At 39.5% G+C, this 7,124-nt stretch carries 7 protein-coding genes and 1 pseudogene; 3 read left to right on the forward strand and 5 right to left on the reverse strand.

Features of this window, described 5'->3' with window-relative positions; all coding sequences use genetic code 11:
* Positions 1–137 precede the first annotated feature (137 nt).
* Positions 138–1,085, forward strand: a complete 948-nt coding sequence (gene miaA / locus IM322_RS07075; protein WP_287675228.1) for a tRNA (adenosine(37)-N6)-dimethylallyltransferase MiaA — start codon at positions 138–140, stop codon at positions 1,083–1,085.
* On the opposite strand, the gene IM322_RS07080 is transcribed toward miaA, so the two are convergent.
* The 4 genes and pseudogenes from IM322_RS07080 to IM322_RS07095 all read right to left on the reverse strand — a co-directional run bounded on the left by IM322_RS07080 (position 1,027) and on the right by IM322_RS07095 (position 4,634).
* On the reverse strand, positions 1,027–2,433 hold the full coding sequence (locus IM322_RS07080) for a DUF2079 domain-containing protein (protein ID WP_287675230.1): 1,407 nt from the start codon (positions 2,431–2,433) through the stop codon (positions 1,027–1,029). The genes miaA and IM322_RS07080 overlap by 59 nt on opposite strands.
* Positions 2,434–2,445: 12 nt before the next feature.
* On the reverse strand, positions 2,446–3,303 hold the full coding sequence (locus tag IM322_RS07085) for an amino acid ABC transporter substrate-binding protein (RefSeq protein WP_287675232.1): 858 nt from the start codon (positions 3,301–3,303) through the stop codon (positions 2,446–2,448).
* A gap of 18 nt (positions 3,304–3,321) precedes the next feature.
* Complete coding sequence (locus IM322_RS07090) at positions 3,322–4,359, reverse strand: AI-2E family transporter (RefSeq protein ID WP_286826676.1); 1,038 nt, start codon at positions 4,357–4,359, stop codon at positions 3,322–3,324.
* 77 nt (positions 4,360–4,436) lie between these two features.
* Positions 4,437–4,634 (reverse strand): annotated as a pseudogene (locus IM322_RS07095) (hypothetical protein).
* 384 nt (positions 4,635–5,018) lie between these two features.
* Here IM322_RS07095 and IM322_RS07100 point away from each other — a divergent pair.
* Both IM322_RS07100 and IM322_RS07105 read left to right on the forward strand, forming a co-directional pair.
* Positions 5,019–5,801 carry a pentapeptide repeat-containing protein gene (locus IM322_RS07100; protein ID WP_287675235.1) on the forward strand — a complete coding sequence of 261 codons (783 nt, stop codon included), beginning with the start codon at positions 5,019–5,021 and terminating at the stop codon, positions 5,799–5,801.
* Positions 5,802–5,846: 45 nt separating this feature from the next.
* A complete protein-coding gene (locus IM322_RS07105; RefSeq protein WP_287078577.1) occupies positions 5,847–6,299 on the forward strand; it encodes a DUF8637 domain-containing protein in 453 nt (150 codons plus the stop codon).
* 17 nt (positions 6,300–6,316) lie between these two features.
* Here IM322_RS07105 and IM322_RS07110 read toward each other — a convergent pair whose 3' ends face one another.
* Positions 6,317–6,982, reverse strand: a complete 666-nt coding sequence (locus IM322_RS07110) for a ParA family protein (protein ID WP_286826634.1) — start codon at positions 6,980–6,982, stop codon at positions 6,317–6,319.
* Positions 6,983–7,124 lie beyond the last annotated feature (142 nt).

Raw genomic sequence — 7,124 nt, forward strand, 5'->3', positions numbered from 1 at the left:
CGGACAAGCTTTTCTGAACGGAACCCCCTAAGCCGAGTTTTCAAGGTGCTGTCCGCCCACTTGGTTTTCGAGACGGTCTTTTTAATTCTAACGTAAAGCCAACCTAGAACGGCGGGGTTTCCCACCCAAAATTTTCGATGACTACTTCCTCTTTCCCTATTCTGATTGTTATTTGTGGGGCAACTGCCACGGGAAAATCCAGTTTAGCCCTACAATTGGCCGAAAAGTTTAATTCAGTAATTCTCAGTGCCGATTCCCGACAAATCTATCGAGAATTTAATATTGGTACCGCTAAACCTAGCTTAGAAGAATGTCAGCGGATTCCCCATTATCTAATTGATATTTGCGCTCCTCAGCATAATTTTACCCTAGCACAGTACCAAGAACAAGCTGAGGATTTAATCACCACTCTCCACTATTCTCCTCTGTTTTTGGTCGGTGGTACGGGACTTTATATCAAGTCCATTGTCAAAGGTTTAAAAATACCGAGGGTTTCTCCTCAAGCGGATTTAAGACAGCAATTACAAGCTTTAGGGCAATCCTATCTTTATCAGATTCTGACGCAGGTAGATGAGGAGGCTGCTAAAAAAATTCATCCCCATGATCAGATCAGGACTTTACGCGCTTTGGAGGTTTTTTATCTGACAGGAAAACCTATCTCTAGTCAGCAGGGAGAAAATCCTCCCACTTATCCGATTTTACAAATTGGTTTAGATTGTTCCCCAGAAAGTTTAGGCAAGCGGATCACTGTTCGTACTCATCAAATGATCGCGAGGGGATTAGTAGCAGAGGTGCAGAATTTGGGGGATAAATACGGTTGGGATTTGCCACTTTTGCAGACTTTGGGTTATGCAGAGATTAAGCAATATCTCCTCGGGGAAATTTCTTTAGAACAGGCGATCGATCTAATTATCCTCCACACCCGTCAATTTGCTAAACGTCAGCGCACTTGGTTTCGTGCCGATGCTGATATTATCTGGTTTCCCGTCGATAAAGAAAATTTATTGGAATCGGTGGAACGACAAATTATGTTGTTTCTTGAGGGGTTGTCAATGCCCGATATAAAAATACATCATCCTGATTAAAGATTAGCTGAAAGTTCTCATTTTGATTCAGTTTATTTAAGTGATCATCAATCAGTTCTGGTGAACTAGACCAACCGGGATGACGGCGATCGAGTAGGATATAATTAAATTGATTTAAATCTAGGGATTGGGAACCTTCGATCGCTAATTTGATTATTTCTCGATGGGTAAGATGGGGGGCAATTCTAGAAGTAGTCAAGACACTCTCACCGGTGGTAATTTGGGTTAGAGCTTTTTGGGTAGCTGCCCAAGTATCAAGGGAATTTAAATATAGTGACCAAAAATAGCCGTATTTAGCTAAGGCAAGAAAGGCAATAATTGCCCAAGTAATTATCCATTTAGGCTGCTTCAACCAGTTACTATTATGGGCTAAAGTGGCGATAACCGCTAGAAATAAAAAGGGCAAAATTGGCAGGGAATATTGAGTGGTTAAGTTTTTTTGTGGGGCATGATCTGCTAATAAATTTAAAGCGAGTGCGGGAATAGCGGCAATTATTGGGGCAGAATAGCGCCAGGATAAACCCCAAAATAAGGGAATAATTAATAGGATTAGATATTCTAGATTATTGCCAGTAAAGATTTTTCCCAGGACAAGATCGGGTTTGAGGAAAAGATTAAAGATAATTGCTGGCAAACTATCTCCTAGATAACTATATCGAGAATCAGCCATTTCGATAACTGCCGATTTTCCTGTCAGGAGAGGGATTAATAATTTCGTGGTGATAATAAACCAAAGAATGCCGCTAATAATAGCAATTATTCCCGAGATTTTTTTCTTTTCCCAGAGAAGTAACCAGATACCCATTCCCAACAATGTTAAAGAGAGAATTGCTTTACAACCGAGAATAATAATGATTCCTAGACAAAATCCCCAGAGATTATTTAATCTTGCTGCCAAAATTGTCCAAAAAATCGCTGGCACTGCGATAACTTCGGGATGAAAATCAAAGAGATTAACATTAAAAATCAGGGGATAGAGCAGATAAACTAAGGCTAATGTATAAGCTTGTTTTTCTTTTAATCCCGCTTGTATTGCCAATTGCCAGAGGGGAAAAACTGCAAGGGAAAGGGAAAAAGCTTGTAAGAAAAGCAGCCAATAAACGCTAGGATAAATTTTATAAAGTAAGGCTATAGGATAGAGAATAAAAGCGATATGATCGCCTAAAATATGGTAGCCAACAAAAGATATAATCGGGGTTTTTCCTTGAGAAATTAGGTAAACTCCTTGATCGAACCAACCAAGATCGAGAGCATTAGATTGAAATAAAATATGTCTGATAGCACTGCAAATAAACAGGATTATTGTGCCGCAACCAACTAACCAAAATAAATCTTTTTTTTTGAGCATAATCGTTAAGTTTTACTGAGATTTTTCTGGATTATTACGACAATACTGCCAGGTATCTCTAAAATAATAAGCAACTTCAGTAAACCATGTTTTAAAAATATTTCTGTTCTCACTGGTGACGATAACCGCATTAATAAACTCTTGCCATTGGGGATCATTAGCGGGAAGAATGAAACCATAATAATCACAATTTAAAGGATTGCGGGGGATAAGTTGATAATCTTTTTCTAAGGATAAACCGAGAATGACAGCTTCTCCAATTAGCAGAATACCATCACTAGCAAAAGCATCTATTCTATTCCTTCTTAAACTTTGGATACCTCGCAGTCTTCCCGTCACTCCTTGAAATTCTTGATAGGTAGCAAGAGGATATTTTTGTCTTAATAATTCTTGAGTGCTGGTATCTCGCAAAACTCCAATACTTATACCTTCTAAGGACGAGGAAAAGTTAAAATTCTTCTGATTATCACTCCGAACTAAAAACTGAGTTCCCGTGACAAAAAAAGGACGAGAAAAACTGACACCATCAGGTATATTTTTTCTGATACTATTAGGACCACACTCGAAATCAACGGTTTTATTTTCCAATAACTGGAAGCGATTAAATAAAGTTGATTTATAAATTTTGACACTGATGATCCGGAGGTTTAATTTATGCTTTAGTTGTTCTCTAAGCAATTGGATAAAATCTAAGCATAATCCCTGCAAATTATTATTACTATCTCGATAGCCAAACGGAATCGCATCTTCTCTCATAGCTACTTCTAATAATCCCGTGCGTTTAATTTTTTCTAGAACCGTTTCAGACTTAGCTGGGAGAGCAGCAAAAAAATTAGATAAAATAACGAGAGTAAGAATGATTAATTTCATGACTTTTGCCGAGATTATTTAAGATTTGTTATGACCGTGATCCCATTGATCTAAAATATCTTTGAATAGTAATTCATCTAACCATGTTTTTACTACCACTGTCAAAGGTAAAGCCAATAATAAACCTAAGATGCCAAATATTTGAGCGAAGAATATTTGAGCAATTAGGGTAATTGCCGGTAATAAAGATACCTGTTTAGCCATGACAGTGGGTGTCAACCAATAACTTTCGACATTTTGGATAATAAAATAGAGAATCAGAATAGCGACAATTTTCCAAGGTGCATCGATAACAGCAATGAGTATCGGAAAAATCACACTAGCAGTCGGTCCGATATTAGGGATAAAATTGAGCAATCCTGCTAGGATAGCATGAACGAGAACTAGATTAATTTGTAGAACCCAAAGACCGAAACCACTTAATACTCCCACGATAGTTGAACTAATGGCAATTCCCAACAACCAATTACCCAAACCCGCTTCCGATAGGGTAAGAATTTCCTCGGCACGACGACGATAGAAGTTAGGAAATAATTTTAAGAAAGCTTGTCGATAGGGTTGGGGATTGGCTAACATCATCATTGCTAACACCAGCACGAATAATAATTGCAAAATTGCCGCAACTGAGTTAGAAAAGAAAGTAAAAAAGTTACTAAAAACAAAGGTTCCTAAAGGTTGTAACTGCTGGACTAAATCACTTAAATTAGGCAGCGATGGCAACCAATCAAATTGGAATTGTTGTCGCCATCGAATCGAGTTATTACGGACTAAATCCCAAGCTTGCGGTAAAAGTTCAATTAATTTTTGGAACTGTTCAACAAAGGGGGGAACGATAATTACAAAAAATAAAATCACAATTGCTAGACTCGTCAGCAGGGTAATTAAAATAGCCAACCCCCTTTTAATCCCTAATCTCTGCAATCCTTTTACACATCTATTTAAGGCTACGGTAAACACGATCGCCATAAAAATCAATAATAACAGCTGTCGAATCTGCCACAATACATACAGAGCCATTATTAAACAGATAAACCCCAACCACTGACCAAATTTCACAACCTTGATTTATCCTATCGGGACAAGTTTTATCATACAGCAGTCGGTCGTCAGCCTTTTCAGTTATCAGTTATCAGTTACCAGTTATCAGTGGGACTCTGGTTCTTCGTTACTCGGGACGGTTCCATCGGGGGGCATAAATCGACTAAATCCTTATCTGGCAAGAGACTTAATTGATTAGTTCGTTCTAGAGGGAAAACAATTGACAAAAATCGCTAAATGTCTTTCTCTATAAGGGTTTCATCCCTTATAACCCCGTCCATTGCATAACACAAACAAAAAGAACCTGGAGTGTTAAGTGAGCAGTATATGGATGACAGCAAGAGTGCTGTCTTTTCACTGATTACTGTTTACTGTTCACTGATAACTGACCAAATCTCCCCAACCCCCAACCCCCAACCCCCAACCCCCAACCCCCAAGACCATAAATTAAGTTTTGTATCGATAACTTGCTAAGTTTGCTGTTATATGCTATACAATTACAGCCCAAAACAGGATAGAAAAACGAGATTTTCTTAATTACCAGACATTTTCTCAAATTTTATGGCAACTATCCCAGAGTCAAATTATCCTGAAAGAAATCCTCTCCCAGAAAATCCGACCAGACTCAGAAAAATTCTGGCCATTAATGCTTTTATCCTTGTACTAGGACTTCGATGATGAAAGAATTGGAGCGATACTATAAAGTTTTAGGGTTAGATCATGGGGCATCTCTCGACGAGATCAATCAGGCCTACAAGGATTTGGTGTTTATTTGGCATCCCGATCGCATTCCCAAAGATAATCAGCGTCTTTTGGAAAAAGCCACCGCTAAACTGCAAGAAATTAACCACGCTAGGGAGCAATTGCGGCAAATCCATCAAAATTCTCCTAAAAGCTCCAATTACGCCCCTAAACCTGAAAAAAAGCCCGCCCACGCTTATAAAACTGCTTCCCCCTATCAGCCTCACCCTAGCCAACCCGGCCAAAATTCACAAACCCACAGTCACAAAACCCCTAGTCAAGAAACCCATAGTCAACACAGCCACTCCCAGAATAACCATCAGGTTCACAATCATGCCGCCTGGCGCCCTCACTATCGGGACTTAAACGGAGCCGATTTACAGGGGGCCAACCTGAAGGAAAAAGATCTCTCTAATCGCAGTCTCATCGGGGCAGATTTAAGCCATGCTGACTTAAGCGATAGCTTCCTGCACAAAATTAACCTAGAAAAAGCTAATCTGTACAAAGCTAATCTTTTTCGCGCCAATCTCCTCGAAGCTAACCTTAAAGGCGCAAATTTACAGGAAGCCAATCTCATCGGGGCCGATTTAAGCGGGGCGGATCTGTCGGCGGCGGATTTACGCGGGGCAAAAATTGGCTTTGGTAAGCGTATTATGGTGAAATTAACTGGGGCAATTTTAACAGGAACAATTCTCCCCGATGGTTCGATTCATCAATAGACCTCTTGCTAATTTTGATCTCCCTTTAATATGAACTATCACCTGATGGGCATTTATTACACAATCGCTGCTGTTTTTCTAGGGATACAATTAGCTGCAGGAGAAAATTTATCGGCAGCGAATCCAGATTTTCTACGACTACAAAAAGCTCTAGAAAAACACAATTTCATCGTCAAAATTGCCCCGCCACCAGTGCGAGGAGCCTACGGTTTATTTGATAGTAAAACTAGAATTATTTGGATTCATCCCCTAGTTTTTGACTTAGGTATTGCCCGACCAACATTGATTCATGAAGCTGTCCATGCCACTCAACTTTGTCATGGAGGCAAAACAGTTAAAGCTCTTAATTTAGGGATAGAACCACCAGCAATAACCAGAAGATTTTTTATGAATTATGAAGGTTTTAGCCGGCAAATTGAAGCCGAAGCCTATACTGTTCAAGTGCAGCCCGATGGTCTAGATTTAGTGATTTCTTTACTGCAAAAATATTGTGCTTAGAAAACCTGTCGATAAATCTACCAATCCCGTTCTAATTCTTCTGCCACACGACGATAATCGGCGCTGGCTTCTTGGGCATTTTTACCGCGCCAATTGGTAATAGCTACCCCGTCTAAAACGGCTTTTTCGTGGGCCTTATAATTTCTGACAAAAGCATGACAGGCAGGAATACCTAATTCTAATAAAGTATTTTGTGCTTCCAAAGTTTCCTTAAGACTACGGGAATCCACTTTCGTTAACAAAACCCGATAGGAAATTCCTAGGGGTTTAACTGCCGTGCGTACCGTGTCAATTAAAGCCATTAAATCCATCGGTGCGGGAGGAGTCGGTAAAATTAAATAATCTGATTCTGCTATTACTGCGGTAAGTAATTGGGAGCGCAAAGCTGGTGGTGTGTCAATCACGATCAGATCGTACTCGATAATTTGACGCAATTCTCCTAATTTCTCTGTATTAATTTGCTTGGCTAAATCAAATACCATATCCCCTTGATTTCTTTCTACCCACCAAGTGGAGGAACCCTGGGGATCCGCATCCACCAGCAAAACACGCTGATTTTGCCCCCAAATTGCCGCTAAATTGACCGCAGTGGTGGTTTTACCCACACCACCTTTACCGTTGACAACAGCCAGAATTTTGGGGCTATTAGGCTTTAATTGCGAGGTTGTTGAGGAATTGGACATTTTCAGTTATCAGTTATCAGTTATCAGTTATCAGTTATCAGTTATCAGTTATCAGTTATCAGTTATCAGTTATCAGTTATCAGTTATCAGTTATCAGTTATCAGTTATCAGTTATCAGTTATCAGTTATCAGTTATCAGTTA

This window comes from Microcystis sp. M109S1, from assembly GCF_020247025.1.
Classification (GTDB): domain Bacteria; phylum Cyanobacteriota; class Cyanobacteriia; order Cyanobacteriales; family Microcystaceae; genus Microcystis.